This is a genomic window from Haloferula luteola, assembly GCF_014201715.1.
In the GTDB taxonomy this organism is placed as follows: domain Bacteria; phylum Verrucomicrobiota; class Verrucomicrobiia; order Verrucomicrobiales; family Akkermansiaceae; genus Haloferula; species Haloferula luteola.
Window position 1 is genome coordinate 149,181 of record NZ_JACHFD010000006.1, and the last position, 25,694, is coordinate 174,874.

The following is a 25,694-nucleotide window of genomic DNA, read 5'->3' on the forward strand; positions in this document are numbered from 1 at the left end:
CCGAGAGCGGCACGGACCATCTCCCGGAACTCGACGATGTTCGAGGCGAGCACCTCTCCCTTCGTCTCCACCTCAAGCGGGATCAGCTTGAACTCTTCCTCGGTTCGGGGCGTTGCAGCAATAACCTTCACAGCAAATCCCCTTCCGCGTTTGAGTTCTCGAGGAGCTGGTAGTCTTCCAGTGTAAACTGCCCCTTCGTGCTTGAGGTGATCGTAAGGCGCACAGCTGTGCCTTGATCTAGTCGGCTCAAATCCTCACCCAGGGAGGAGGAGAAGGTCGATAGATCGATGGATTTGCCCCCGATGTTGAAGTTTGCGACCCAAAAGGGGTTCCCGGATTCGGTCTGTTTCTCACTCAGGCTTCGGAATCTCCCATCTCGATGAATGCGATCCTTTTTTTGCCGACCTGAGGCAGGCGTGATCGATGGGTTGGGATGGATCTGAGCAGGGTTCTCAGCTTTCGCCTCAGCCACTTGTCTTCCACCTTCAACGCCTCCCTCAGCTTCGTTTGGCACGATCTCGGCTTGCGGATCGATCGCTTGCTTGCGGGTAATCGCGCGCCGCGGAGTGACGTCTCGCATAGGTTCCGGCTCGAATTCGTCAGGAGAATAGACCCCGAGCATCACAGCTGGAGCATGGCGCCGTGCCCATTCACGGGCTCCACGGTAGGCGAGCTGACGTTCCCAATTGTCGGGGTTCGCCCAAGGGGATCCATTGCCGGTGGTTTCCCATTGCGCCACGGTGCCCTCAATAGTCCGAGGGTTGTCTTCATCGGGGAAATGACCTGAGACGACGACTTTCTTCTGCTTACCGCTTCCGGAGTATTCGTAGTCGAGCCGAATCCCTAGCTTCGCATCAATGACCGATGCGACCAGCTTACCTTCCCACATGAGGCGCCCGTGGACGACACTTGCGCAATCGAGAACAGCAAAGGGTGAAAGTTGCCAACGGGACGCTTGCTCGACGACACGCAAGCAATTGGCTGCGATCTTCTCGGGCGAATAGGGTCCGGATTTGTCCTCACAGAGCGTCTTCGGCACCAAGGAGCTTGCTGCGAGAGCATGTGCAACCTGATAGAGGCGTTCAAAGGCTCCACTGTCGAAGATGCTGAGCCCAGTAGAAGGGAACTCAGAAGAAGGCTGATAGGGAGCCAAATCGGCGGGTGATTTTGATAAAGTCTGCATTGGATCTTGGAAATTCAGGATTCAACGCCCGGTAGTTCGGGCTGGTTTGGGTCCGGCAATGGTGCCGATAGTTTGGTCTGATACTTCGCGGTGAAGCTGATGGAGGTCTCGATACGAGCGGCTTCGATATCGACGGCAGCTGACATTGCCACTTTGAGCGGCGGGAAGTCCTTCGCGTTCTCCTGTGCCTCCTCAATGTTCTCGTGCCATGCCTTGAGGATATCGTCTGAGCGCTCGTGTAGGGCTTCGCGCACCTGGTCCGCGATCGTGTCGAGGAACGCCTCCATGCGTTCGTTATTTAAGTTGATCGAGCTCACTGGATACGTGCTGAGGTTGCCTCTCGGGGATCTCGCACCCCGTGAGCGTGAAACAGATTTTCAGTTTCCCGGCGGGCCAGCTCGACGGCGCGGGCTACCCTTCCGGCCGACCAGAGTGCATGCAGACACCATCCGAAGAAGAAGGAGACGGCGAAGAGGATTACCCCGCAGAAAAACAGGGCAGCGCTGGACGGAATCATGAAGCCTCCTTTCCTGCGAACCTCGCAACAGCTTGCTCAAGCTCACCCAGACTATCACCTTCAATGATAGGATAACGGGGCGGAATGTTACAGGTGGTGAAGAACGTTCCTCCTGTGAGTCCTACTGGACACAGTCGCAGATCAGGGAACTCATCACGGAGGCGAGCGGTAATTTCCCTCATCTCACGGGTTGCGTCCACCTGCCACGCTGGCAGATCTTGACGTTGGTCTTGTTCGGTGCTCATTTGCGTTTGTTCTGTTTGTTATTCAGTTCACTTGCCCTCGACCGGTTGCAGCTGGTCGGGGGCTTTTCGATTGGGCTCCCAGCCCATGAACGGATCGATTTAACCCCCACCCGGGAGGGGCATTGTTTTCCATGGTCGCCACCCATGCGTTCATTGAGCTGGGAGAAATGGTTGAGGTGGGAGGTGCCGCTCACGCCTTCCCTCCTTTCAAGAAGTCCTCGAAGTCCCGCCTAATGTCATCTTCCGTCACCTCCCCGCCTGCCCGGTCCGCCATCCAGCGGAAGAAGGCCGCAGGCACCACCCGCGGAGTATGCTTACGATCCCCGGGGATCCGGGCCACCGGCAGACCGCAATCGAGCAATTGTTGAGAGTCTTTCGGGCGCTTGCCGATGAAACGGCAGATGGTCGCCATGGGTTGGAGCTTCATCACGCGGTCTTCGGGTAGCGTTCGGTCGGGAGGTTTCGCAGCCCGTTGAAGTCGCCACGGTCTTGAGCGGCGAAGTGGCGCTCAAGATAGGCCGGGAGGCTCGCCGGCATCGGCGGCGCGGGCTCGTCTTTGCGGATTCGCAGGGAACCGCGCAGCACGGCGGCGACTTTCGATAGGGTCGGTTTCATCGGATCAGGCCGACTTCTCGCTTTTCGAGGTGAGGGATTGAGCAGCTTGAATCGTCCACTCTCGGACGATCTCGATAGCGCGGACGCCACGGCGGATGGCCTCTTGGCGGACTGCGCGGACGACCTCTTCAGGGAGGCCCTCGGCCCACTCTGGGGCAGGCGGATTCGCAATTGGTGATCGCATGACCCGAAAAGACTTCCTTTTGAGAACTCTCGCAACCCCAAAATTCACTTTGAATGAATTTCTTTTGCATTTCGTTCTCAATTTGCGACTATCGAGACATGGAATCCATTACTCCTCAGGAGATCCAACGTTGGCTGGATGACAATCGCCGGGATAGGGATTGGCTCGCTGAGCAGACGGGCGCAGCTAAGGGCACGATTGCGAACTGGCTTGCCGCGAATAAACGCAAGCCCATCCCCGAGCCGACTTTGCGGCTCATTGAGAGGCTGATGTGCGACGATCTCCTTGGAGAGCCTCAGTTCTCTTTCGGTGAGGCGAAGATAATTCGCCAAGCAATGGACCAGGAGGGCTACAAGAGCCTTCGCGACTTCATGCGCGACGCTGTGATTGCGAATGCCCGACAACTCGTCTCAAGCTCGGAATCCGCCGGAGACTGCGACTCCATCTTAGCCTTCCCCGAGATCACCCTCCTCCACGCAGCAGCTGGCTCACCAGTCCACACCGATGGTGACACCTGGACTCCGAACCGCCAAGTCGGCCCAGGACGCTTCGCTTGCCAACTGCATGGTGACTCTATGGCGCCGAACTATCCCGACGGCTCAGTCGTGATCCTGCGCGAACGGAACACCCTCACCAACCCCACCCTCAAAAAGGGCCAAATTTACCTGTTCGACTGCGGGGGCGAGAAGGCGCTGAAGGTCTATCAGACCCGCGTGGCTACGCAGGAAGAGATCGAAGCTGGTCTCTCGTACGTTTCGCCGCGAGACGGAAAGACCAAGGTGCCAGTTCTCAAATCCCTGAATCGATCCCATCCCGATATCGTCGTCAAAGAACCAATCGAGTGGCTGGGTTGGCTGGACAAAGCGGACAACAAGTGATGCCTTGCCTCCCTGGGAAATCGACCGTTAGATTTCCGTGTGTCAGATAAGCATTCTCATCCAGCTGTTGCTGCACTTAGTCTTTTCGGCCTCATCGCTCTATTCTTCGCCGGAGGATGCCTCTTGCTTTATGGAGCCACAGAAGGCAAAAATTCCGCCCTATTATGGATCTCAATTTGGGCGCTCCCATCTGCGATTTCATGTTGGGTGCTATCTGTTGCCCTTTCCGCACTCCTTCGAATTGCTGATTCAGCGGAGTTGATAGCAGAGCGGGATTACAGCCATTTGGTGGAACTGATGACGGTTGAAACCAAGATCAGGCTCGACCAACGACAAACCGAGATGCAGTCCGATACTCCGGCCATTTCTGAGAATCCGCAGCTTGAGGCGGCACCAGCCACCCAGGCAGAGCTCAATGTTCCGAACTTCATGACCACGGTACCATTCGGCGAGACTACTGTGGCGCCTGAAAGAAACGAGGTGTCCGAGCACGCGATGACAGAATTTCACCGCTACTGTGCTGAGGTGGACGCCAAGGTGTTCGATCAAAAAGAACGCCAACGGATGAAGTTAGAAGCAGCGGACCAACTACTGGGTGATGGCCCAGTTTGAATCTTTCTCCTATACACCGTAATTACTGCCCCGTCCATGCCCCGCGATCCGAGGTAGTGGTACAGTGTAAATCCGGGTTTTTTCAGGCCGCTTGAATCGGGACGCGATCCGTGGGAGCGTAGGCCATGCCTGACCGCTCACGAAAACGACCACGCGACCCCAATCAGCTCGCGAAGTTTATCGTGGATCAATCCACAGGGGACACTCAGGAAGAAACTCCGCCTGACGACAGCGGGAAGGACAAAGCCGCTATTGAGCTTGGAAGGAAGGGCGGACTAAAGGGTGGCAAAGCAAGGGCGCGGGCGCTGACAAAAGAGCAACGCTCCGAGATCGCCCGTATTGCAGCGTTGGCGCGGTGGAAAAAGAAGGACTAAGCAACGTCTTCTTGAGCGTCGCCACCGTTCAATCTCCACTGCACGTCTTCAGTAAAGTCATTTTCCATCTCGATTGGATCTTCAGCGGGATTCACTCGATTCCAGTGATCCAAGTCGAGCGTAAGCTGTACAAGGTCGCCCACTACTTGCTCACGACGATTGATCGCCGATTTGAGCATCGGTCCACGAGGTGCTTCATCGATATCAATCCACAGCACAAGGTTGCCGTTTGAATCAGCCTTGTAGGCGTGATTTACCCGATAGGGTTGACCTGTGACATTGTCCACGCGCGTCTCTTCCCTTGCCGCCTTAGAGAACTCTCTGGCTAGCAAGTCGAGCGCGGTGGCCGGTTTTGGAAGCTTCCATCCCATTTTGGCAGCCATGTCGGCAACCTTGTGCATGTCCACTTCCTTCTCATTCGTCTTGTTTTTGTAGTGACGAATGAATGCCTGCATTTTCTGGTGTTTAGTCTCCATAGCTGGATTGTTGGTGATCAGTTTTCGACTGGGTGAATTTCGCCCCAACCGTCGATGTAAGCCGAGGGAGCAACTTTCTCACGGACATTCGTGAGATACTTTCGGAATATCTCATACCGTCCGGTTTTATGTTGGAGTTGTCCCACTACAATTCCGGGATGAATTTCTAAGCTTCGGGAGAACCCCAGAAGATCTCTCTCCGAAAAGAGAGGGGCCTTACGCTTAATAAAGCTCTGCATGTTTTTCTCCGGAACGCAGAAGTTAGAAGCGGCTTCGTTGGCAACGCGCTCCTCTTCGGGAATGTCTGCACCGCTACCTGCATTCTCGCCCTCAAGCTCGGCATCGAGCATCATTTGTTCGCGGCCATGGCCTTGAATAACGTGCTCAAGCTCATGCCGAAGCACGAACCAGAAGTTATCAAGCCGGTCGAATCGAAGAGTCATCCCGATTACTGGCGATCTTTCGTTTAACCAAAAGCATACACCATCGATCTTCGCGCCGGGGAGGGATTCGACGATAACGAAACGGATTCCTGATTCCATCAGAATGCGAGGAACCTTGCGCACGGCATCCGCCGAAACCCTCAGAGCTCGCAGCTTTGTCACCGCAGATTGTCCCTTTTTTAACGTGTAGGGGGGAACAATCATTTCGGCCGCGATCTGCCTGACACGATATAGCCAAGCCAATTGAGCCGGCGTCGCCGGGGTGTTCACATTCGTTTTCTTGGCCGCATGCGGAAGGATCTCGATCTCCTCGGCAGACTCACAGCCGAAGAACTTGGTTAAGGCCGATTCAACCTTCGGGACATCGCGCATGTTTTCAGCGTCAAGCCATCCACGCTTGATCATATCTGCGATGGGAAGGCTGCCGAACAACTTTGCCCTCGTCGCCCGTCCAGGGTCGGGTCGCTCGATTAACTCGGCCTGCTTAAGCGAGTAATCAGCTTGGATCGCCATGAGCTTTGCTGGCTCGATGCCCAGTACGTCGCCGATTGCGATCGCGTTGGAGGCGTCCAAAGGGCGCTTCCCGGAAATAATTTTGTTGATGCCGCCCTCATCCATTCCAAGGACGATGGCCAGCACCCGCTGAGTCCAGCCAAGCTCCTCAAGCCGATCTTTGATCAGCTGGCCTGGCGTTCGGTATTCTGAGGTATTGAAAAGGTCTGGCATGGGTGTGCCGGAAGCCTTAGGAAATCCAAGCATCGTGGTCAATCGGGAAATTGTCCGTTTTCGCAAACTGTAACATAATGCTTGACCGAGGAGGTGGTGATGCCACCATCCGCCCATGAACAAGCTGAGCACCGAGAAACGCAGGATGGTCGTTTCTATGCTGGTTGAGGGAAACTCCCTCCGCTCGATCACCCGGATGACTGGCGTCCATCGCACTACGGTCATGAAGCTCCTTTCGGACCTCGGTGCGGCCTGCTCCAACTATCAGGCCAAGGTTTTCCGCAACCTCCCCTGCAAGCGCATCCACTGCGATGAAATCTGGTCGTTCGTCGGAGCTAAGGGAAAGAACGCCAGCGCCGAAAAAAAGGCGGAGGGATGGGGCGATGCTTGGACTTGGGTTGCCCTTTGCGCCGACACGAAGCTGGTTCCCTGCTGGCATGTCGGAGGGCGTGACGCGGGCTTCGCTTGGGACTTCATGCAAGACCTTGCTGCCCGCCTCGCCAATCGCGTCCAACTTACAACGGACGGCCACAGGGCATACCTGGATGCTGTGGAAGAAGCATTCGGAACGGAAATCAATTACGCCATGCTTGTGAAACAGTATGGGGCGACCAGCGACAAATCCCCGGAGCGCAAATACAGCCCTGCTGAATGCACCGGAGCCAAGAAGGTGGACATCACTGGCAAGCCCGACAAGAAGCACGTTTCCACTTCTTACGTCGAACGTCAGAACCTCACCATGCGGATGGGGATGCGGCGTTTCACCCGCCTGACGAATAGTTTCAGCAAGAAGCTTGAGAACCACGAACACGCCATCGCGCTCCACTACATGCATTACAATTTCTGCCGTATCCATCAGACGCTCCGCGTCACCCCTGCGATGGAGGCTGGAGTGAGCAATCACGTCTGGTCACTCGAAGAGGTCGTTGCCCTTCTCGATTGAAACTGTACCACTACCCGATCCGAAGGACGGACCCAAGGAGAAACCATGATCCTCACCATCGCTTTCATCTTCCCGTAAACACGTAGCACTCATAGCCCGATCTTGAACCACGCTTCCCCCACTTCCACCGGAACCGGACGCCGGTAGTTGCGACGGATTATCGCCTCGGAGTTCCCAGCTTCCTCTGCCACCTTTCCGATCGAATGGGTCTGAGCCAATCGGTAGCTGCAGAATGAGTGACGGCAGACGTCATTCGGCCACCGATCTAGGATTCCAGCCTCCCTCACCAGCCCCGACAGCCGCGTATCGGCGTTGAGCGGCGCCGCGAACACCCTCAGCCTCTCCTCATCGCGCTTTTTCCGACTTGGATCACGTGAGGGCGGTATCAACACGTCGGCCTCAGACGGCAGCGTTCCCAGAATCGCCGCCAAATTTGGCCGCATCGGCACGAACCGCTCAGCTCCCAGCTTGCCGGCGACAGCGGCTCGAACGTGAACGTAGCCCGGATGGGAGGTGAGATCGTCGAGCCGGATCGCCTGCGCTTCCGACGGTCGCAGCCCTCCCCAGCATTGCAGCGCGAAATATCGTATCAAATCCGGCGATTGTTCTCGAAGCAGGCTCAAGATCCGCTCTCCGTCCGGAACCGGCCAGATGGACGGCGACTTTCGTTCCTCCCGACGCTTCGGCACGATCTCCGCCGCCGTCCGCTGGTTCGGATCGATCCATCCCAGCTCCCTTGCGCGACCGAGCGCCGTGCTCCATTTCGCACGACGGTTGTTGTAAGTCCTGGGCGACGGCGTGCCCCGCGAGCACCATTCTGCAATCAGATCCGGCGAGATCGCTCCAAGGCCAAGATCGGCCAAAGAATCCGCAAATGGCTTCAGCTCCACTTTGAGTGACTTCCACGTCTGCGCCCTTCGGTGTTCCCGATACTCATCCTCCAAGCGGCGGAACAGCTCTCCCAACGTCCACTGCGAGCGTTTCGATTTCGCATAGGCCTCTGCCGCAGCGGTCAGTTCTGCCAAGCCTCCTGCCAGCCTCAGCGCATCACCGCAGGCATCGAGCACCGCGAACGGAGAACGATCGCCGGCAATTGCCTTCAGCTTCGCAAGCACCTCGGCATCCTGGCCTGTCACCCACTGCTTCCCCGTGGCACCGTCGAGCCGCTTGGCTTGGGCCTTGGCAGCCTCGACAGCGTCTTCATATTTAGTTTTTGTAGTCCCCCGTCCTTTCCCGGCCTCACGCCATTTTAGCGCCCACTTCCCGTCCCCTCGCTCATAGACGCGGACGATGGCGCTGCCGAATCGGATGGTTTCCATGCCCGGATTTTACACCCTATTGCACCGGAAATCAGCCCATAATTGTCACAATGAGACCAATTTTGGCAGGCATAGACTTTCGACGAGGCGTCAGCAGAAAGGGCGGGCCGCTCCCCTGTAAGCCGGATTCTGTCAATCCTGAGGCCATTCCCTCAGGCGGACGATCATTTCTCTAAGACGCTCTTTACGAGCGACTTCCCTGATTTTTCAGGGGGCGACTAATACCCGGGGATCCAACGGACGGGCAGCCCTTCCCCTGTTCTGTCTTGCACCGCGCGGGGTTTGCCGTGCCACCGTCGTTGCCTCCGGCGCGGTGGGCTCTTACCCCACCCTTTCACCCTTACCTGTTCCCTTGCGGGCCATCGGCGGTTTGCTCTCTGCTGCACTTTCCGTCCAGTCGCCTTGACGCGACCGTCCCTCGTTTTCACGAGGCACGCTGCCCTGTGGTGTCCGGACTTTCCTCTGGCGGATTTCGAAAAACCCACCAGCGATCGCCCGGGGAGCGGCGCGCGGAGTCTCCTCATCCGCCGCTGAAGTGCAAGGAACAATCGCTCGTCCTCAGGAACCGATGAACGGCACGTCGATCGCGAACCACACGATCATGAGAATTCCCACCACCAGTTTGACCACCAACGAGGCCACCGTCCCCACTGCGGACCCCACCCCTGAATGGAGGGCTTCTCGTTGACCGATCCGCGCAAACGCGACCTCAAAGCCATAGGCACCAATCAACGGACCGAGCACCAATCCAAAGGGCATGAAGAACATCCCCACCAAGGCCCCGACCATCGCCCCGACCGCCCCCCACTTTGTCCCTCCAAACCACTTCGCTCCCGCCGCACCACTCACCCACTCAAACACTTGCGATCCTACCAACAACGACCCCAACACCACATAGGTCCACCACTCCACCCCTGAATCCTCTCCCAAAATGAGCCCATGCCACACCGCCGCTCCCAAAATGAACAAGTGACCAGGAATCACCGGAACGACACAGCCCACCAACCCCATCGCCAACAAAGAGATCGTCACCACCCAAACGCCTGTTACCCCGACGCCATGCCACATTGGAAGATTCGTCAGCCATTCCCACATGCCAGCCGGATACTCTCGCCCGCGACCTGAGGCAACTGAAACGACCGCTCCCCCCGGCGTTGACAGATGCGTCAACCCGCTCCGTTGTAGGAAGCATGGAACACCGCTCTGAAGCGTGGAAAACCTTCCGCCTGCTGGCCATCATCGCCGCCTTCATCGCCATCGCCTGGCTCGGCGTGCGCGCGGTCGAGGGGTTCACCCGTGGCACTTCCTCGGGAATCGAGCGCAGCCTCGACAAAGTTCTCGCCGCACTGACCCACTCCAACACCCGGGTGGTCGAAGGCCGCGCCGAGATCATCTCACAAAACGACATCCGCGAACTCGCACTGGTCGAACTTCGCATGTCGGCCACCCGTAGCTTCGAAAACGAAACCTACGTTCTGAAATACCTCCCTGCCGGCACCAAAAAGCTCGTCGCCCGTGGCAACTACCGCATCACCGCAGGCTACCGCCTGCAAGATGGCGTCTCACTGCGTATGGAAAATGGCCGCACCGTCGCCCACTTCCCCCCCGCTGATATTCTCGGCGTCGAGCTCATCGATTTCGAGGTGCTCAGTGAAAAAGACGGCTGGGCCAACACCATCACTCCCGAAGATCGCTCGACCTTGCTCCGCGAACTCCGGCAACAGATGCGCGTCGAAGCGAAAAAATCCGGACTCCTCGATCTGGTCGACTCCACCCTCAAAACGCGCCTTCGAGACCTCCTGGGCGTCGAGAACGTGGAGATCGAACGCGCAACGTCCTCCCCACTTCAAGACGTTCCCGCCCAAGAACCCCCCTGACCCGGAGAACAGGTCAGGGGAAAACGAGTTCAGAGAATGCGCACCCTCACTGGCCAGGGCGCACCTCGGGAATGATCACCGTATTGACGGCATGCACCACCCCGTTGCTGGCCTCGTGGTCGGTTTCCTCAAGGGTCGCTTCGTTCACCATCACGGCTCCCTGCCCGACGGCGATCGACAAGGTCGTGCCCGCGCTGGTCGACACCACCTCCGAACGGAAATCAGAACTCATCGTCTTCCCGGAAACAACGTGACCCAACAAGATGCGGCGCAAAGTCGCACGATGCGAAGGCTCAAACCACTCTGCGAGAACCCCATCAGGCAACTGCCGGAAAGCTTCATCCGTCGGAGCAAACACCGTATACGGCCCCTTGCGATCGAGAACCCCTTCCAATCCCGCCACCTTCAGGGCCCGGTGAAAGATCTGGAACTCGGACGATTCTCCCAAGTTGACACCCACAGTCTGGCTGCTGTCGAAGTTCTCGGGCATCACTCGGTCGAACAGAGATTTGCCCGGAACGCCCAAGCTCACCGGCATGCGGCTGCGGAACTCGGTCGATACCGGCATCGGCTCCTCCGTCCGCTCCACTTGAGAGCGTTGGGCAGGATTGCCAAAAGGTCGGTTCACTTGCGCCTGCACCGTGGACGGCACGACCACGGCCCAGATACTCATCAGGCTGAGAACAGGGATCGTCTTCATCGTAAAATAGGAGTTGGTGGCGGGGTCCGGCGGCTTCGGAGAATTCGAACCCAGAGGACCATCGGCCGTTGCCTTCACTCCGCAGGTCTCGTTCCCAAACCGTCTCTACCACTGAAATCCCCCTGACCTTAAATCACCTACGGCCCAAACCGTATCAGGTAACGAGCCGCCTTTCCCGGCCGCTTTCATTGCAAGTCGGGCGCCTCATCGTGCAGATCGCACCGCTGGGTCACTTCCAGCGCTGTGCCATCACCAACGAACCCAGCACGAGCACCGCCCCCACCACCAGGCCCCAGCCAGCGCTTTCTCCCTTCAAAAAGATCAGCGACTCCGCCATTCCACACAGCGGAATCAAAAACCGGTAACCCGCCAACAACGGCACCGGATGCCGCGTCGACAAATGATTCCACAACCCGAAAGCCGCCGCCGAAACAAAAGCCAGCCAACAGGTCAGCCCGATCACCGGAGGCGACATCAATTCACCCGCCCGGGCAAAGGTCGAGCCACCTGTCGCCAACAGCATCAGCCCACCCACTCCCAAGGAGAACCCGGTGGCGGCACGGGCACCGATCGTGCCCTTCATTTTCCCAAATTGGAGAATGCCCACCGCGCCCATCCCGGTCGCTCCCACCATCAATAGCGCACCCAGAACCGGTTGCCCAGCGCCCGCTCCCGGCGCGGCCGTCGCCAGCGCGATGCCCGTGCCTCCGATCCCGATCGCCAGCCACTGCCTACGGCTCGGCCACGGAGCCCCCGTCATAAGGGGAGCCAACAACATCCACCAAAAACTTCCCGTCCCCGCCAACAATCCCGCCAAACTCCCACTCGCGATCGCCACCGCAAAATAAAACATCAAATACTGACCATAGGTCTGCGTGAGCGTGAACCCCCACAACCACCGCTTCGGCGTTGCCTTCACCTCCGTCCATGGCTTCCGCGCGACCAGCCACAGCATCAAACCCGCCAACGAAAACCGGACCCCGGCAAACCACCAATACTCCGGTAACCCCACCTCAATGCCCTGCTTCTCCCAGATCGCATAGACCGTTTTGATGCTCGGAAACGCACTGCCCCACAGCGCCGCACAAAACATCGTCGCCGGCAGCACCTTGAACCATCGATGGTCTCCCTCCACGCCGCGGAACTTTGGTGAGCAGATCGAATCCCGCAAGACTTCCCGATTTCCGCTTCCACCCGCGGCATTTCCCGCCCAACCTCCGCCCGCAACGAACCAAGAAGCATTTCTGTCATGGCTTACGATCTCATCGTCATTGGAGGAGGACCCGGCGGCTACGTCGCCGCGATCCGCGCCGCCCAGCTCGGAAAAAAAGTCGCCTGCGTTGAGGCCGATCGCGCAGGGGGTACGTGCCTCAATTGGGGCTGCATCCCCACCAAGGCCCTGCTGAAAAATGCCGAGCTTTACCACACCCTTTCCCACCGAGCGAAAGAGTTTGGATTCTCCTTCGACAACCTCAGCTACGATTGGTCATCCGTCGTCGGTCGCTCCCGCAAGGTCTCTGACCGCCTCGCCGGTGGCATCGAATTCCTCTTCAAAAAGAACGGCATCGACTACGTGCGCGGCCTCGGCGCCGTGACGGCCCCCGGGAAAGTGGAAGTCACCGCTGCGGATGGCACCAAGACCCAAGCCGAGGCGAAGCACATCATCATCGCCACCGGTGCCAAGTCCCGCCAGCTGCCGCCCCTGCCCTTCAACGGCACGTCGGTCATCAGCTCCAAGGAGGCCATGGTCCTCGAAAAGCAGCCGGAAAGCATGATCATCATCGGCGCCGGCGCGATCGGAGTGGAATTCGCCTACATCTACAATGCCTTCGGCACCAAGGTCACGGTGGTTGAAATGGCCCCCACCATGGTCCCCGTCGAAGACACCGAAATCGGCGAAGCACTCGAAAAGTCCTTTACCAAGCAAGGCATTCGATGCCTCGCCAACCACAAGGTCACCGCTACGGCTGACAAAGGCACCCACGTCGAAATCACCGTGGAAGGAGCCAAGGAAAATGGCACCTTGAAAGCGGATGTCTGCCTCGTCGCCATCGGCGTCCAGCCAGTTCTGCCGGGTGGCGAACAACCGGCCCTCACCGATCGCGGATTCATCCAAGTCGGCGACCGCTACGAAACCTCCATCTCCGGCGTCTACGCCATTGGCGATGTGACCGGTCCTCCGCTCCTCGCCCACACCGCCTCCTTTGAAGCCATCCAGTGCGTCGAAGGCCTGTTCGTTGAGGGTCACAAGGTCCGCAAGGTCGGTAATTTCCCCGGCTGCACCTACTGCCACCCACAGGTCGCCTCAGTGGGCAAAACCGAGCGTGCCCTGAAGGAAGAAGGCATCGAATACACCGTCGGCAAAATCCCCTTCATGGCCATCGGTAAGGCCATCGCCGCTGGAGAACCCGACGGCTTCGCCAAATTGCTCTACGGCAAAAAACATGGCGAACTGCTGGGAGCTCACATCATCGGTGACAACGCCACCGAACTCATCGCCGAAATGGGCTTGGCGCTCGATCAAGAACTCACCGCCGAGGAGATCCACTCGACCATCCACGCTCACCCGACCATGAGCGAGGTCATTCACGAGGCGACCCTCGCCGCCGAAGGCCACGCGATCCACTTCTGATCTGGATCTCTGATCCTTCCGCCTTTTTCATCAACGCCCGCCGGTTCGCCCGGCGGGCGTTTTTTGCCGCGCGGCGGGGGCTTGCCGAAACAACCGCGCTGCGATTACATCCGCTCCATGAGCCAATGGTATTACTCGCACGACGGACAACAAAAGGGCCCGGTTCCGGTCTCCGAACTCTCCCGACTCGCCTCCGTCGGCGAATTTGATCCGGAAAAAGACCTCGTGTGGCGGGAGGGCATGCCCGACTGGCAACCCGCCGTCACCGTCGATGACCTTCCCTTTGGCGAACCGGCTGCACCGCCAGAAGTACCCGCGACCCCGGCTCCTCCGGCTCAAGAAGTCGCCTCGCCCTATCAGGCCCCCGTCTCCCCTCCAGCCCCCTCGGCTGGCTCGACTTCTCCGGTGGCCACCACCTCCGGCCTCGCCATCGCCTCCCTCGTCTGCGGGCTCTGTGGCTTCTTTACCTGCATTCTCTGGTTCCTTTCCCTCCCCATCGCGGTCGCAGCGATCATCACCGGTCACATGGCCCATTCCCAGATCCGGGCTCTTCCCGCAGAACGGCAAGGCAAGGGCCTCGCGACCGTCGGTCTCATCCTCGGATACCTTTCGGCCCTCCTCGCGGCCCTTTCCGCCGCCTTCGGCATCTGGATTGCCACCCAGACACCCGATCAAATCCGCGGGCAGGAAATCATTCCTGAAAACCTGCGCGAGGAATTCGCGCGTCAATTGGAACGCCAACAACAATTCCTCGAGCAACACGAAGAGTCCAAGCAGCCCTAATCGGGCCTTCTTCTTCCCACAACCTCAGTCTCCTTACCCATGAATCCCTGGTACTACGCCCGTAGCGGGAAACAATTTGGGCCAGTCCCGGAGCCGGAACTCGAACGCCTCGCCCGAGCTGGCGAACTCGATCCCCTTGCCGACCTCGTCTGGAAGGAAGGCATGGCTCAATGGATGCGCCCTTGCGAAATCCCGGAACTCATCTGGGCTCGACCATCCCCCACGCCCTTCCCCTCTCCCGAACCCGCCCACAACCCCTACTCAGTGGGAGAAGCGGGCATCGCGGCCGGCACCCCTACCGCAACGGCTCCTTGGGTGGAGATCCCCCCAGGAAGCAGCCAATTGGAAGTCGGTGCCTGCATCTCGCACGCCTTCCAACTGACCAAGCGGTCCTTCGGAACCATCATTGCCGTCGGCGCCATCTACCTCGGTCTCATCATCGGGTTTGGGATCCTTCAAACAACGATCACTGCCATTCTGGGCATGGGATCTTCGGGAGACACCTTTGCCGAAATCAGCACCGGGTCCACCACCCTCTCTCAACAGGCTCCACCTGCAGCCCAAATCGTCCACTGGCTTCTGGAAATCGTCTCCCACGTCTTTTCAGTGTTCCTGGGTCTCGGCATCACCCGCATTGGTCTCAACATCGTCGATAGTCGGCCCGTGGAAATCTCCATGATGTTCGGAGAATCTTCCAAACTCATCCGCGCCTTGGTAGCGGGCTTCCTATATGGAATCATGGTCGCCATCGGGTTAGTGCTTTTCATCGTTCCCGGCATCTACCTGGCACTACGGCTTGGCCAGTACCATAGTGCCATTGTCGACCGAGACCTCAGCATCGCCGACGCCTTTGGCTACAGCTCGAAAATCACCGAAGGGAATCGTTTGAACCTCTTTGGATTAGGACTACTGTCATTCCTCATCGTCATCGCGGGAGTGATCGCGCTCCTGGTTGGACTCATTTTTGCCTACCCCATCGTCTGGCTCGCGGGGCTCGTGGCGTATCGCTGGTTGCAATACGGACCAGCAGTCCTCCAGCCGCCAGCACACGCTTGATCCACCCGATCCTCCTTCTCACCGCACCGGGCAACCCGGTGCGGTTTTTTCGTTTTCGGATGAATAGTTCTCACCAACCCACGGTCGAAGAAAGCGAATCAGGAACTCCTTCGAATATCATGAAAAGACTCCTTCATCTGTTGACTCTCTCTTCCATTCTGTTGGGTGCCGCCACCACTGCCGAGGCCCACGGAAACTCCCGCTCCCACCGCTACGTATCCCATCGTACTTCTTGTGGATGCCCCGTGTATGCCGAGCGCTACGTCGCCTTCTACGATTCCTGTGGTCATCCGGTCTTCCGCACTCGCCGCATCCCGGTCGCCCACCAGTGCCGCCCCGTTTGCCCGCCCCCGCGGCCCCATCGCATCGAATACCAACAACCCAACCGTTCTCGAACCGTCGTCCGGGTAAGCCACAACACCCGACTCCCCATTCCGGTGCCGGTCCCAGTTCCTGTGCCTCCTTGGCACCGCTAATCGTGCTCCATCATCGGGCCGGCTCCCCTGCGGACCGGCCCGTCTATTTTCCGGCCTCTCCCCTCTTGGCGACTCGAGCCCTCATCATCACATCCGATCCGAATCGCTCGAACACGACCTCGTCGAGCGCACAGCCTTCGTCAAAACCTTTGCCCTCTAACGGAGGAACCGCTCCTCCTGTCAACATGGGAGCCATGAATGCCACCACCTCGTCGATCAGTCCGGCATCCATCCAACTTCCCGCCATTCTTCCACCACATTCGAGGAGCACGCTGTGAACTCCACGCTCCTCCACCAAGTCCCGAAGCATCTTCTCCGGATTCCCCCGCGGCACCACCAACGTTCGGTCCCGCCATGCATCCGTGAACAATGGCGCATCCGCAGGCAAGGAAAGTGGATCTTCCGTCGCCACCACCCTCCAGGGCGTTTCACGACCCTCCAAATACGATGGGTCCCGTAAATCCAAACGCGGGCGATCCGCCCGTACTGTCGCGCCGCTCGTCACAATCGCCTGCACCTCGGCACGCAATGCCTGAACTTTTTGCCGCGATTCCGGACCAGTCAGCCACATCCCTTCCCCGGGAGGACGCGTCAATCGGGCATCCAAACTCATCGCCGTCTTCCAGATAACCCACGGAAGCCCCGTCAACATCGCCTTGCGAAAAGGTCGAATCCAACGCTTCGCCTCCTCTTCCATCACACCCGAAGTCACTTCCACACCGGCGGCACCTAACACTCGATTTGCGCGACCTGCATGTCGTGGATTGGGATCCATGGCCGCATACACGACCCGCCGCAGACCTGCCTCCAAAATGCCATCCACACAGGGAGGCGTGCGACCCTGCGTCGAGCAGGGTTCCAAGGTCACATAAATCGTCGCTCCACGCAGCTTTTCCTCGTTTCCCCGGCGCCGCGCATCTGCCAACGCCTCCCGCTCCGCATGGGGAAGCCCCGCTCGGCGATGCCATCCAGCACCCAATTCCTCCCCGTCCTTCACAATCACCGCCCCCACCGGAGGATTTGGTGCCGTGCGCCCCATTCCCTTCTGAGCTTCTTCCAATGCCCTCCTCATCCAGTGTTCATCGGCCTCCATGCCTCTTTCCATGGAGATTTGCGGGCTCACTCGCAACTCCGAGATTGAATCCCGACTCGATTGGATCCATGTTTTTAGATACTGGGAAAGGATGTGATTTCCCGGTTTGAACGCAACTCAATGGATTCCATGAAACCCTCAATCTTCATCGCCACTTTGGTCCTCGCCACCCTTCCCGCCATGGCGGATGACGCCGCCGACGCCTACCGCCGGGGAGTCGAAGCGCTGCAAACCAATGATGTTGATGCTGCCAGCAAGGCCTTCAACGAAACCCTCAAACTCAATCCCCAGCATCCTTACGCCCGCTACCAGTTAGGACGCCTCAAACAGGCGGCTCCACAAATGCGGGCGAAGAAGAAAGAGGCCGAACTCGCCTCCGTCCGGCTCCCTGAAGTGCGCTTCGAAGAAGCTCCTCTCAGCGACGTCCTCACCGCCCTGAACGCCATGATTGAAGCGGAGTCCACCAAGACCCTTGGCAAGGACAAGGCCATCACCCCCAATCTCAACGTCCAAGACAGCACGGGGAAACTCGGGGCCAAAGAAATCTCACTGCAACTCAAGAACGTCCCCGCCAACATGGTTCTCCAATATGCCTTGGATCAGGCAGGAGCCAAAATCCGCTACGACGAATACGCCACTGTGATCGTTCCCGCTGGACAGTAAGCAAGCTTGCCAGCCGCCGGCATCCCTCAAAGCTTGTCGGCGGATGGAACGGATCTGTATCACCGGCGGCCAAGGTCGCCTTGCCCACTCCATCGCCGGGGCGTTTTCTGCTCTCGGCGATGCAGTCGAGGCACCCGGGCGAGACCAACTCGATGTGAGCTCCACGCCATCGGTGGACGCCTATTTTGCCCAACGTCCTGCCCCCGATCTCCTCGTTCTCCAAGCCGGCGAAGCCCAGCACACCCTGCTTGCCCGCACATCGATCACGAATTGGGACGAAACCTTCGAGGTCAATCTGCACGGCGCCTTCCGCTGCGCCCGTGCCGTCGCCCGCTCGATGATTCGGGCTCGCCGTGGCCACCTCATCCTTCTTTCCAGCCACGCGGTCGCCCACCCGGCCCCTGGCCAGGCCGCCTACTCGGCTTCCAAAGCCGCGTTGCACGGTCTCGCCCTCTCCCTTGCCCGCGAGTGGGGTCCTGCACAAATCCGGGTCAATGTCATCCTCCCTGGATTCATGGACACACCCATGACCTCCGGGGTCTCCCCCGATCACCGCGAGGCAGTCCTTTCCCACCATACCCTCGGACGACTCAACACACCCGAAGTGGTGGCAGATTTTCTCGTCCACCTTCATCGCCACCTCCCTCATACCTCCGGGCAACTGTTTCAGCTCGATTCCCGCCCCGGTTGAGGAAATGCCGGATTGACCCCGCCGCCACGACCCCTAACCTCCGGGCCCATGAAAACCCTCGCTCCCGTCCTGCTGCTGACGCTCGCCGTCGCTTCCTGCAGCACCGCCGCCCGTACCGTCCAATCGGCGAACCGGACGGCCTACGCCGCGAACCGCACGCTGAACAATTCGGGCCAACTGTCCGCCAGCGCCGCGACCACCGCCTACCGCACCACCTCATCGTTCCCAGGACAAGCTCAGCAAGTCGCCTCTCGCACCTACTCGAACGCTCCCGCGACCGTTCAGCGCAGCCAAGGCACCCTGAGCCGACTCATGGACGCGATCACTCGCTCATTCAACTGAGCCGCTCTCAGCCCGAAACTTTCCGGCCTCCTTCACCCGCTGCCTCGATCCGAAGCCAGCGGGTTTCTTTTGGCATCAATTCCGGAAACCGGTCCGCCCATTCGGCCACCACCACACCGCCCTCATCCAGCAGTTCGTCCCAACCAATCGCCAGCAACTCCTCGGCCGACTCCATCCGGTAAAAGTCCAGATGCGCCAGTCGCAAACGTCCACCTGGGTACTCATGCAACAAGGCAAAAGTGGGGCTCGTCGCCTCCGCTGTGCAGCCCAATCCGGACGCAAAACCTTTCGTCAGATGGGTTTTCCCTGCGCCCAATCCTCCCACCAACGCAATCACCTCGCCCCCTTCAAATCCGGCGGCCAGCTCTTCTCCCAAGGCCATCATGGCGGCCTCATCGGCGACTTGTCGTTCCACAATCCCGAAAAAACCTGCAAAGGAACCGACGTCGAACTCAAAAAATTCCCTTGCCGCTGAGAAAGCCCTGTGCTGTCCTCCCCGCCCGCCCGCGGATCAGCGGGACTCACCATCAACTTTTCCCACGGCCATGGCCTACGCAGTGATCAAAACCGGCGGTAAGCAGTACCGCGTTCAAGCAGGCGACAAACTCGACGTCGAAAACCTCAACGTTGACGAAGGCACCAAGCTTGAGTTCGCCCCCATCCTCGTGGGCGAAGGTGCTGACATCAAGATCGGCACCCCTGCCGTGGACGGCACCACCGTCACCGCAACCGTGCTGGGTAACTTCCGCGGACCCAAGGGCATCGCCTTCAAGTTCAAGCGCCGCAAGGGCTTCCACAAGACCAAGGGCTTCCGCCGCGCTCTCACCAAGATTGAGATCAACTCAATTGGTTGATCCACCGCACCTGAAACTCCCACCCTCTCCGACTCATGGCCCATAAAAAAGGACAAGGCTCCGTCAAAAACGGACGCGACTCCCGCTCGAAGCGCCTCGGCGTGAAAAAGTTCGGCGGTGAAGCTGTCATCCCCGGCAACATCATCCTGCGCCAGCGTGGCACCAAGTGGCACCCCGGCAAAAACGTCTTCATGGGTAAGGACTACACCATCCACGCCGGCATCGAAGGTCGCGTCTTCTTCGACCGCAACGGTTCCCGCGTGAACGTGATGCCCTACGAAGTGGCCGCCAACTAAGCCGCCTCCCTACGATTTCCCGAAAGCCGCCATCCCTTGTGGAGAGGCGGCTTTTTCGTGCCCACTCTGGGCTCCCCTTCTCCCAGTCGATTGCCCGCACTGATCACTTGGCACCGGTCAAGCCACACTCCAACCTCCCGCCATGTCCGCCGCCGACCTCAAAGCCATCCTCCTTTCCAAATCCGTCCGCACCGGCACCTTCACCCTCGCCTCCGGGAAAACGTCCGATCTCTACATCGATTGCCGCGTCACCACCCTGGATCCCGTCGGCGCCAACCTCGTTGGCGAACTCGGCTGGGCTGCTGTTCGCGAAAAGATCCAGACCGAGGGACGATCCATTCAGGCCATCGGCGGCATGACCATGGGCGCCGACCCCATTTCTCTCGCCGTGGGCATGACCTCTGCCCGCAATCACCCCACGGAGGCCCTCCAAGTCTTTACGGTCCGCAAAGAACCCAAAGGCCACGGACAAGGCAAACAGATCGAAGGCAACTTCCAGGCCGGCGACACCGTGATCGTCGTCGACGACGTAATCACCACCGGCGGCTCCACCCTCAAAGCCATTGATGCCATCGAGCGAGAGGGAGGCAAAGTCGCCTTTGCTCTCGTGCTCGTCGACCGTGAAGAAGGCGGCCGCCAAGCCATCGAAGCCCGGGGCATTCCCGTGGTTTCCCTCTTCAGCCGCAGCACGCTGCTCTAAACCAGACCACTGCTGATCACGGTCCCTCGGAGGCTTCCGAAGGCTCCTCGGGCATCGGTGTCGCAGGGATCCCTGCGAGCGTGACGACGGGAGGCGGTGGCTCGTCTCCCTGTTCAAACTTGGAACTCATCGGCGAGCCCATCCGAGCCGGAGGCGGGCTTTGACAAGCAGCCAAAGCCATCGCCCCACTCACCACCCATCCGGCAGTTGCCCAGCCCGGCACCTTCCGGACCATCAGACTCCTCTCTCCATCGTCTGAAAAAACCACCGTTCCGTCGCTTCGCTGCTGGAAGCGCACACACGGCAGCGTCTCTCCGGAAAGACATCGCTCGCCCTCCTCACGAGTCATCGCACTCAGATCGTAAACGTCCTTTTGACAGTGAGCACAAAACCTCTTCCGCTCATCTCCTTGCATCGATTCCCAATCGGCGGAACAGAGGAACGACAACTGTATTTTTCTCGGAGGATTCATTGGCAACTCGATGATCAACAGTGACTCACCATCCTGTCGATACTTTACAACTCGGATGCGAACGCTCGCGCATCCTTCCGCCCCTTGACCACCTGAGGCATCCACTTCCAAGGGTCCACTCCCTTCTCACCGAACACCGCGATCCCAAATACCCCCACATTGCGGGCATCCCCATGGCGCTGGTTCGCATACGAATCACCCACACTTGAGAATTCAAATCTTGCCACGGTGTTCCAACTGGTCCGCCACCCCTTCACTTCCAGAGTTTCTCCCGGCGAAATCACATATCCCCGCTTGGAAAACGCAGCGGGTTTGCCGTCGATCACATCAAGACCATCGACACTCAACACCACCTCCACCCGGCTCCGACACCGATTCTTGACCGTGATCGAATAACTCCGACCCGGCTTCCCTTCCACGAACGTCTCCTGACCTTGCCGGTAGCAAGGCCAATAGCCGCCCCAACCCTTGATCCCCCATTCCACCATCCCTCCTGCCACCTGCATCACGGAAGCGGTCTTCCACCGATATCCCGCCATCGCTTTGATCCCTTCCGCATCATTGTAGAAAACCTTCCCCGTCCCCGCAGGTTGGCGCGCGCTCCTTACGAACGAACCTTTTTGCAAAGGATCCCTCACCCTCTCGCCAAAACCCGTCGCCAAACCCGGACGATCTTCAGGGCGTTCAAGCTGAGCATCTCGATCCACTCCCACTCTCGGCACAGGAGAACTCAATGCCACCTCAGGTGGAGATGAGGGCACAACCGTCGTGCACGCCGCCAGAACCCAGACTCCCGCTCCAGCCAGCACTCTTCTCCAACTCCATACTTCCGCAAATCCATTCATGATGCTGGAAAACCAGCACTTCACAACCTCCGAGTCAAGCCGTGAATGCTGTTTTTCCAGCATAAGAATTGCAGTTTTTCCAGCACCCGCTAGGATGAGAGCCGATGAGCGAAGCGAAGGACAGCCGTCTGGCCCGGCGAGAACGCCAGGTCATGGACATCCTCTATCGATTGGGAGAAGCCAGCGCCCAAGAAATCCTCGAAGCCATTCCAGACCCGCCGACTTACTCGGCGGTTCGCGCCCTGCTCTCCACCATGGTCGAGAAGAACCTTCTTACCCATCGCAAGGACTCCCGCCGCTATCTCTACCGACCTGCCATCTCCGAAACGAAGGCCAAACGGTCCGCCCTCAAAACACTCCTCACCACCTTCTTCGAGGGGCGGCCTGAGAAACTGGTCGCCGCCCTTCTCGATCCCTCGGACCAACAACTTCCTCCTGAAGAGATCGAGAAAATCCGCCGCCTCATCGACGAGCCCGACCCAAAATGATCGCTTCCACACTGGCATTTTCCCTCATCGCCAGCGTGCTGGTCGCGATCTTGGGACGCCGCGAACCACGATTGAGTGGGGTCGCCCTGGGTCTGCTCCTCGCCATGCCTTGGCTCACCCTCCTGCCCAAGTGGGACATCCTTCCGCCCACGCCAGGCGCCCGTCCCTCGGTCTCCCTCACTCCCATTCTCCTCGTGGGAACCTTTCTTCTGCTCCTCCGACTTGCCTTTTCCATGCATGCACTCGCCCGCTTGAAGAAGAGCTCCTTGCTACTCAAAAGCCTCGTCCTCGCAAACGGCCTTCAAGTCGAACTCCGAACCTGCTCCACCCTCTCCGGTCCCGTGGCTGCAGGTGTATTCCGGCCCGTCATCTTGGTTCCTACCGCCTGGAATGCGTGGACCCCCACTCAGCAGCAAATCGTTCTGGCCCATGAACTGGCCCACCTCCAACGCCGCGATCCCCTATGGCGACTCATCGCGGAAATGACCTGTGCCGTCCATTGGTTCAACCCCCTCGTCTGGTGGCTGGCACGCTGTCAACGCCACGCCGCAGAATTTGCCTGCGATGCCAGCGTCGTCCATTCCGGTATTCCAGCGAGAACCTATGCGTCCGTCCTGTGCGATCTCGCCGCCGCCCGGCCCACTCCCGCCCCCGCAGTTGCGCTTGCCGAATCCAGCCTTCTTCACGGTCGTGTGCAGCGCCTACTTCACCCACCTCATGGAGTTCCGCCACGCGCTACCGCGCTCCTTCTCGCGGCCATCGGGCTCCTCGCCGTCGGCATCGCGATCATCCGTCCAGCGGAACCGCTGGCATCCCAGATCGCGCCCGAAGCCACTCTACGCCTTGCGGCCGATCCCTTTCCCGGAAACTGATCCCTCACTCAGCCGCCACCAACCGGCAACCCCCGACCCCTTGATTTCCCCCCACTGACGTCACGACCGCTTGGCGATAGACCCCTTGCTGAAGCGCATCCACCGCCGCCACCAATTGAATCGCAGCCGAGGCCCCCATCGCCTCACCAAGCATCAGCCGGGTGGAAATCCGCGGACCGCACCATGGCACCGAATCCTCCGCAGCATCCAATCGGGGAACTCCTACTCGACCATCGGCCCACACCGTGAAGCCATCATCCACAGCACTCAATTGCGACCACAGCCGCTTCAGCGCCCGCGTCCGATCCGGCTCCAAAGCATAGCTCACCCCATCCGGCACTGCTGCCAACCGGGGACCCGCTCCGTCTTTCTCCAGCAGCACCGCTGCGGCCCCTTCTCCGGGTAAAATCCGCCGATCATAGTAGCCCAGAGCTTCGGCACTCAGCCAGTCCGCCTCCTCTGGTGCCACCACCAGCACGGCATCCGCATCTCCTCGCTCCAACCATTCGGCCGCGAGATCAAGTGCCAGGAAAACCTCCGCACCATCACCAATGATCGTATCATTCGGCGCCGTGCACTGGACCATCGCCGAAAGGTGGCTCGCCGGTGCATTGTAGACCGTCTCCGGAAACAAAATCGGGCTCGCCACCGCAGGATCCGCCAGCACCTCACCGTAAAAGCGATTCGAGTAGTTCACGCAGCCATTCATCATCGAGCAGATCACGCCGAGCCGCAGCTGGCCCGCCTCGATTTCCGCTTTCCGTTCAGGGCCGAGCGCTTCAAGCGCCGCCGCCGCTGCGAATTTCCCCACCGAACTGGCCCGCCGCAATCGCGCCAACTTCGGGAGCAACGCCCGATCCGCGAGCGCTGGCACCCTCGCCATCGGCGTGCGGATCACATCTCCCGCCGAAGTCGTCCGCTCCAGAAACTCCGGAACCACCGCCTCATCACGAGCCAGGAACTCCCGCAGCGCCGCAAGCCCCCACCCCGCAGGCGACACCACGCCGACACCACCAATCGTCAGAGCCTTCATCGCTCCACCTCCCTCCCCAAAATCAACGTCGCATTCGCGCCGCCGAACCCGAACGAATTCGTCAACGCATACCGCACCTCCGCCTCGCGAGGCTCACGCACCAAATCAAACTTCACCACCGGATCCACTTCTCGGACATTCACATTGGCAGGCAACCACTGCCCCTGGAGAGCCATCAGGCAAATCACCGCCTCCACCGCCCCGGCTCCTCCAAGCAAGTGCCCAATCGACGACTTCGTCGAACTCAGACGAACCTCGGAAACCGACTCGCCCGCCCAACGCGCCACGGCATGGGCCTCCGCAACATCGTTCAAAGGAGTGCCCGTGCCGTGAGAATTGATGTAGTCAATTTGCTCCGGCTCCAATCCCGCCATGCGGGTGGCCGCCGTCATCGTGATCAAGGCCGCGTCTCCATCGGGATGCGGCTGCGTCAAATGATGAATGTCCGTCGCCGCACCGTACCCCAGCAACGTTCCCAAAACCTGCGCACCGCGAGCTCGAGCCGACTCAAGACTCTCCACCACCACAAATCCCGCACCCTCCCCAATCGCCAAACCATCGCGCTGCGCATCAAACGGCCGGGGAATTCCACTCGGCGACAAGGCCTGCAAAGAATCGAAACCCGCAAACACCATCTGCGCCAAACCATCATACCCCCCCGCCAACACACGTTCCGCCCGACCCTCGCGCACCAAATGAAACGCCTGACCGATCGCATTCGCCCCAGAAGCACATGCATTCGATATGATTCTCAACGGTCCCCCAATCCCCAGACTCGCCATCATCCGCGTCATCTGACGTTGCGGCTGATACGTCTCCACCCGGCTCCATTGACCCCGTCGGGTGCCCTCAAGCGCCGCTCGATAATAATCCTCACCAATCGGCATCGCTCCCGCCGAAGTGCCCACACATACCGGCATCTCCCCACGAATCCCAGCTTGGCTCAATGCCTCCCGAGCAGCCGCCCACGCCATCCGGGTACCTCGGTCCCAACGCTCCCACTCCCGACCCATCCCACTCCGACCCGTCGGCTGCTCCGGCATCGCCGCCTGCCCGGCACTGCCAACCCGTTGACGCGACACATCAAACAGATCCACCTCTCGAAAGGCCGTGCGCCCCGCCCGAAAGCCATCCGCATTTTCGACGAATCCCGCACCCATGGAGGTATGAATGCCCGCACCCGTGATCACCACAGGTCGGGTCGAGGAGAGGCGGGGCTGATGGGGAAGGTAAGCCACGATTTCCGAGTTTTCTCACTGGCCCAATGCCAGCTGCGGCAGCTAGGCAACCCCCATCGAACTTGTCA

General features: G+C 59.4%; 33 protein-coding genes and 1 other RNA gene. 16 read left to right on the top strand and 18 right to left on the bottom strand.

Annotated features, from left to right (window positions below; all coding sequences use genetic code 11):
• Positions 1 to 127: 127 nt before the first annotated feature.
• The 5 genes from HNR46_RS07815 to HNR46_RS07835 all read right to left on the bottom strand — a co-directional run bounded on the left by HNR46_RS07815 (position 128) and on the right by HNR46_RS07835 (position 2,744).
• Entirely contained in the window at positions 128 to 1,183 is a 1,056-nt protein-coding gene (locus HNR46_RS07815) for a recombinase family protein (protein ID WP_184017484.1), read from the bottom strand.
• 14 nt (positions 1,184 to 1,197) lie between these two features.
• Complete coding sequence (locus HNR46_RS07820; RefSeq protein WP_221285070.1) at positions 1,198 to 1,470, bottom strand: hypothetical protein; 273 nt, start codon at positions 1,468 to 1,470, stop codon at positions 1,198 to 1,200.
• A gap of 665 nt (positions 1,471 to 2,135) precedes the next feature.
• On the bottom strand, positions 2,136 to 2,372 hold the full coding sequence (locus tag HNR46_RS07825; protein WP_184017487.1) for a hypothetical protein: 237 nt from the start codon (positions 2,370 to 2,372) through the stop codon (positions 2,136 to 2,138).
• Positions 2,372 to 2,560 (bottom strand): hypothetical protein, encoded by a 189-nt coding sequence (locus HNR46_RS07830; protein WP_184017489.1) that lies wholly within the window; start codon positions 2,558 to 2,560, stop codon positions 2,372 to 2,374. Before HNR46_RS07830 ends, HNR46_RS07825 begins: the two co-directional genes overlap by 1 nt.
• Positions 2,561 to 2,564: 4 nt before the next feature.
• Complete coding sequence (locus HNR46_RS07835) at positions 2,565 to 2,744, bottom strand: hypothetical protein (protein ID WP_184017491.1); 180 nt, start codon at positions 2,742 to 2,744, stop codon at positions 2,565 to 2,567.
• Positions 2,745 to 2,842: 98 nt separating this feature from the next.
• Between HNR46_RS07835 and HNR46_RS07840 the strand changes: the two genes are divergently transcribed.
• Together HNR46_RS07840 and HNR46_RS07845 are read left to right on the top strand one after the other, a co-directional pair.
• The gene (locus HNR46_RS07840) at positions 2,843 to 3,622 is read left to right on the top strand and encodes a S24 family peptidase (protein ID WP_184017493.1); all 780 of its coding nucleotides are present in this window, start codon (positions 2,843 to 2,845) and stop codon (positions 3,620 to 3,622) included.
• Positions 3,623 to 3,829: 207 nt separating this feature from the next.
• Positions 3,830 to 4,234 carry a hypothetical protein gene (locus tag HNR46_RS07845; protein ID WP_221285071.1) on the top strand — a complete coding sequence of 135 codons (405 nt, stop codon included), beginning with the start codon at positions 3,830 to 3,832 and terminating at the stop codon, positions 4,232 to 4,234.
• A gap of 370 nt (positions 4,235 to 4,604) precedes the next feature.
• Here the strand turns inward: HNR46_RS07845 and HNR46_RS07850 are convergent, their stop codons facing one another.
• Complete coding sequence (locus HNR46_RS07850) at positions 4,605 to 5,084, bottom strand: hypothetical protein (RefSeq protein WP_184017497.1); 480 nt, start codon at positions 5,082 to 5,084, stop codon at positions 4,605 to 4,607.
• 17 nt (positions 5,085 to 5,101) lie between these two features.
• Complete coding sequence (locus HNR46_RS07855) at positions 5,102 to 6,253, bottom strand: helix-turn-helix domain-containing protein (protein ID WP_184017499.1); 1,152 nt, start codon at positions 6,251 to 6,253, stop codon at positions 5,102 to 5,104.
• Between the two features lie 115 nt (positions 6,254 to 6,368).
• On the opposite strand from HNR46_RS07855, the gene HNR46_RS07860 reads away from it, so the two are divergent.
• Entirely contained in the window at positions 6,369 to 7,196 is an 828-nt protein-coding gene (locus HNR46_RS07860) for an IS1 family transposase (RefSeq protein ID WP_184017501.1), read from the top strand.
• A gap of 89 nt (positions 7,197 to 7,285) precedes the next feature.
• On the opposite strand, the gene HNR46_RS07865 is transcribed toward HNR46_RS07860, so the two are convergent.
• The 3 genes from HNR46_RS07865 to HNR46_RS07875 all read right to left on the bottom strand — a co-directional run bounded on the left by HNR46_RS07865 (position 7,286) and on the right by HNR46_RS07875 (position 9,610).
• Positions 7,286 to 8,515: a tyrosine-type recombinase/integrase gene (locus HNR46_RS07865; protein WP_184017503.1), complete on the bottom strand. Its 1,230-nt coding sequence runs from the start codon at positions 8,513 to 8,515 to the stop codon at positions 7,286 to 7,288.
• A gap of 102 nt (positions 8,516 to 8,617) precedes the next feature.
• Positions 8,618 to 9,022, bottom strand: an RNA gene (gene rnpB, locus HNR46_RS07870) — RNase P RNA component class A.
• 51 nt (positions 9,023 to 9,073) lie between these two features.
• Positions 9,074 to 9,610 (bottom strand): DUF456 domain-containing protein, encoded by a 537-nt coding sequence (locus HNR46_RS07875; protein WP_184017505.1) that lies wholly within the window; start codon positions 9,608 to 9,610, stop codon positions 9,074 to 9,076.
• Positions 9,611 to 9,705: 95 nt separating this feature from the next.
• Between HNR46_RS07875 and HNR46_RS07880 the strand changes: the two genes are divergently transcribed.
• Positions 9,706 to 10,392 carry a DUF4230 domain-containing protein gene (locus HNR46_RS07880; protein ID WP_184017508.1) on the top strand — a complete coding sequence of 229 codons (687 nt, stop codon included), beginning with the start codon at positions 9,706 to 9,708 and terminating at the stop codon, positions 10,390 to 10,392.
• Between the two features lie 46 nt (positions 10,393 to 10,438).
• Here HNR46_RS07880 and HNR46_RS07885 read toward each other — a convergent pair whose 3' ends face one another.
• Complete coding sequence (locus HNR46_RS07885) at positions 10,439 to 11,092, bottom strand: fasciclin domain-containing protein (protein ID WP_184017510.1); 654 nt, start codon at positions 11,090 to 11,092, stop codon at positions 10,439 to 10,441.
• 229 nt (positions 11,093 to 11,321) lie between these two features.
• Positions 11,322 to 12,227 carry a DMT family transporter gene (locus HNR46_RS07890; protein ID WP_184017512.1) on the bottom strand — a complete coding sequence of 302 codons (906 nt, stop codon included), beginning with the start codon at positions 12,225 to 12,227 and terminating at the stop codon, positions 11,322 to 11,324.
• A gap of 114 nt (positions 12,228 to 12,341) precedes the next feature.
• Here HNR46_RS07890 and lpdA point away from each other — a divergent pair, with 114 nt between their 5' ends.
• The 4 genes from lpdA (at position 12,342) to HNR46_RS07910 (ending at position 16,039) form a co-directional block, all read left to right on the top strand.
• The gene (gene lpdA, locus HNR46_RS07895) at positions 12,342 to 13,724 is read left to right on the top strand and encodes a dihydrolipoyl dehydrogenase (RefSeq protein WP_184017514.1); all 1,383 of its coding nucleotides are present in this window, start codon (positions 12,342 to 12,344) and stop codon (positions 13,722 to 13,724) included.
• A gap of 117 nt (positions 13,725 to 13,841) precedes the next feature.
• On the top strand, positions 13,842 to 14,507 hold the full coding sequence (locus HNR46_RS07900; RefSeq protein ID WP_184017516.1) for a DUF4190 domain-containing protein: 666 nt from the start codon (positions 13,842 to 13,844) through the stop codon (positions 14,505 to 14,507).
• Positions 14,508 to 14,546: 39 nt separating this feature from the next.
• Positions 14,547 to 15,563, top strand: coding sequence for a DUF4339 domain-containing protein (locus HNR46_RS07905; RefSeq protein ID WP_184017518.1), 1,017 nt, complete (start codon positions 14,547 to 14,549; stop codon positions 15,561 to 15,563).
• A 119-nt stretch (positions 15,564 to 15,682) separates the two neighbouring features.
• Positions 15,683 to 16,039: a hypothetical protein gene (locus tag HNR46_RS07910; protein WP_184017520.1), complete on the top strand. Its 357-nt coding sequence runs from the start codon at positions 15,683 to 15,685 to the stop codon at positions 16,037 to 16,039.
• 43 nt (positions 16,040 to 16,082) lie between these two features.
• Here HNR46_RS07910 and ribD read toward each other — a convergent pair whose 3' ends face one another.
• Complete coding sequence (gene ribD, locus HNR46_RS07915) at positions 16,083 to 17,132, bottom strand: bifunctional diaminohydroxyphosphoribosylaminopyrimidine deaminase/5-amino-6-(5-phosphoribosylamino)uracil reductase RibD (protein WP_184017522.1); 1,050 nt, start codon at positions 17,130 to 17,132, stop codon at positions 16,083 to 16,085.
• Between the two features lie 129 nt (positions 17,133 to 17,261).
• On the opposite strand from ribD, the gene HNR46_RS07920 reads away from it, so the two are divergent.
• From HNR46_RS07920 to HNR46_RS07930, 3 genes are read left to right on the top strand one after another with little or no spacing between them, the layout of a single operon-like run.
• Positions 17,262 to 17,795, top strand: coding sequence for a tetratricopeptide repeat protein (locus HNR46_RS07920; protein ID WP_184017524.1), 534 nt, complete (start codon positions 17,262 to 17,264; stop codon positions 17,793 to 17,795).
• Between the two features lie 43 nt (positions 17,796 to 17,838).
• Positions 17,839 to 18,486 (top strand): SDR family NAD(P)-dependent oxidoreductase, encoded by a 648-nt coding sequence (locus HNR46_RS07925; RefSeq protein WP_184017526.1) that lies wholly within the window; start codon positions 17,839 to 17,841, stop codon positions 18,484 to 18,486.
• A gap of 48 nt (positions 18,487 to 18,534) precedes the next feature.
• Positions 18,535 to 18,828, top strand: coding sequence for a hypothetical protein (locus HNR46_RS07930; RefSeq protein ID WP_184017527.1), 294 nt, complete (start codon positions 18,535 to 18,537; stop codon positions 18,826 to 18,828).
• A 7-nt stretch (positions 18,829 to 18,835) separates the two neighbouring features.
• Here HNR46_RS07930 and tsaE read toward each other — a convergent pair whose 3' ends face one another.
• Positions 18,836 to 19,243: a tRNA (adenosine(37)-N6)-threonylcarbamoyltransferase complex ATPase subunit type 1 TsaE gene (tsaE, locus tag HNR46_RS07935; protein WP_343076024.1), complete on the bottom strand. Its 408-nt coding sequence runs from the start codon at positions 19,241 to 19,243 to the stop codon at positions 18,836 to 18,838.
• 130 nt (positions 19,244 to 19,373) lie between these two features.
• Here tsaE and rplU point away from each other — a divergent pair, with 130 nt between their 5' ends.
• From rplU to pyrE, 3 genes are all read left to right on the top strand, one after another.
• A complete protein-coding gene (rplU, locus tag HNR46_RS07940) occupies positions 19,374 to 19,682 on the top strand; it encodes a 50S ribosomal protein L21 (protein ID WP_184017529.1) in 309 nt (102 codons plus the stop codon).
• A gap of 35 nt (positions 19,683 to 19,717) precedes the next feature.
• Positions 19,718 to 19,978, top strand: coding sequence for a 50S ribosomal protein L27 (gene rpmA / locus HNR46_RS07945; protein WP_184017531.1), 261 nt, complete (start codon positions 19,718 to 19,720; stop codon positions 19,976 to 19,978).
• 142 nt (positions 19,979 to 20,120) lie between these two features.
• Positions 20,121 to 20,678: an orotate phosphoribosyltransferase gene (gene pyrE, locus HNR46_RS07950; RefSeq protein ID WP_184017533.1), complete on the top strand. Its 558-nt coding sequence runs from the start codon at positions 20,121 to 20,123 to the stop codon at positions 20,676 to 20,678.
• A gap of 16 nt (positions 20,679 to 20,694) precedes the next feature.
• Here the strand turns inward: pyrE and HNR46_RS07955 are convergent, their stop codons facing one another.
• Positions 20,695 to 21,027: a hypothetical protein gene (locus HNR46_RS07955; protein WP_184017535.1), complete on the bottom strand. Its 333-nt coding sequence runs from the start codon at positions 21,025 to 21,027 to the stop codon at positions 20,695 to 20,697.
• A gap of 167 nt (positions 21,028 to 21,194) precedes the next feature.
• Positions 21,195 to 21,995: a hypothetical protein gene (locus HNR46_RS07960; protein WP_184017537.1), complete on the bottom strand. Its 801-nt coding sequence runs from the start codon at positions 21,993 to 21,995 to the stop codon at positions 21,195 to 21,197.
• Between the two features lie 104 nt (positions 21,996 to 22,099).
• On the opposite strand from HNR46_RS07960, the gene HNR46_RS07965 reads away from it, so the two are divergent.
• Positions 22,100 to 22,483, top strand: coding sequence for a BlaI/MecI/CopY family transcriptional regulator (locus HNR46_RS07965; RefSeq protein ID WP_184017539.1), 384 nt, complete (start codon positions 22,100 to 22,102; stop codon positions 22,481 to 22,483).
• Complete coding sequence (locus HNR46_RS07970; RefSeq protein WP_184017541.1) at positions 22,480 to 23,355, top strand: M56 family metallopeptidase; 876 nt, start codon at positions 22,480 to 22,482, stop codon at positions 23,353 to 23,355. Before HNR46_RS07965 ends, HNR46_RS07970 begins: the two co-directional genes overlap by 4 nt.
• 4 nt (positions 23,356 to 23,359) lie before the next feature.
• Here the strand turns inward: HNR46_RS07970 and HNR46_RS07975 are convergent, their stop codons facing one another.
• Both HNR46_RS07975 and HNR46_RS21355 read right to left on the bottom strand, forming a co-directional pair.
• Complete coding sequence (locus HNR46_RS07975) at positions 23,360 to 24,388, bottom strand: beta-ketoacyl-[acyl-carrier-protein] synthase family protein (RefSeq protein WP_184017543.1); 1,029 nt, start codon at positions 24,386 to 24,388, stop codon at positions 23,360 to 23,362.
• A complete protein-coding gene (locus HNR46_RS21355) occupies positions 24,385 to 25,626 on the bottom strand; it encodes a beta-ketoacyl-[acyl-carrier-protein] synthase family protein (protein ID WP_343076025.1) in 1,242 nt (413 codons plus the stop codon). Before HNR46_RS21355 ends, HNR46_RS07975 begins: the two co-directional genes overlap by 4 nt.
• Between the last annotated feature and the right edge of the window lie 68 nt (positions 25,627 to 25,694).